Raw genomic sequence first — 654 nt, 5'->3', positions numbered from 1 at the left:
GATTGGGGTGAAGTCGTAACAAGGTAGCCGTATCGGAAGGTGCGGCTGGATCACCTCCTTTCTATGGAGACTCGGGTCTGAGAACGACCCAGTCAAGTATCTTCGGATACACAATCGCTTACTYACTCGTGTTCAGTTTTGAAAGRKYAATCCTTTCAGGCAAGTTCGTTGAAATAACGGGAAAACGTACAGTTAATTCCGTGTTTGGTAGATTGAAAGTGAGTTTAAGAGGAAAAAGTAACGTTAATTAAGCTGGATTCGCTCCTTATARGGCAAATGAGAGCAATTAACGGTAGAAATTCCAGTTAAACAGCGATTTCAGTCGATRGGCATTGAAATTAGCGGTAGAAAATCCTGCTAAATAGGCAAATTTGTTGCATTTGTTGACGAATCTACGATTCGCAACTTGTTCCTTGAAAACTAGATAACGAAACAGTTGCAATTCACCTTTGCGAAGCATAGGCTGGATTGTCAACAAAAAACGTAAAGTAAGAACTTAGGTAGTGCTAACTTTCGGGTTGCACGAAATTTTCAACTGTTTTTTTCTAGGTTAAGCTAGAAAGAGCACACGGAGGATGCCTAGGCACTAGGAGCCGAAGAAGGACGTGGCGAACGACGAAATGCCTCGGGGAGCCGTAAGCAGGCTTTGATCCG

The 654-nt window shown here is 43.1% G+C and carries 2 rRNA genes; both read left to right on the top strand.

What is annotated here, in order from left to right:
• Window positions 1-61 (top strand): 16S ribosomal RNA (locus AC1DUA_RS39875); the annotation flags it as partial.
• Between the two features lie 487 nt (window positions 62-548).
• Window positions 549-654: ribosomal RNA gene (locus AC1DUA_RS39870) — 23S ribosomal RNA — on the top strand; the annotation flags it as partial.

It is taken from the genome of Paenibacillus sp. 01T422, assembly GCF_056398785.1.
The sequence above is the reverse complement of the archived record's forward strand: the minus strand, read 5'-3'. Positions and strand labels throughout refer to the sequence as shown.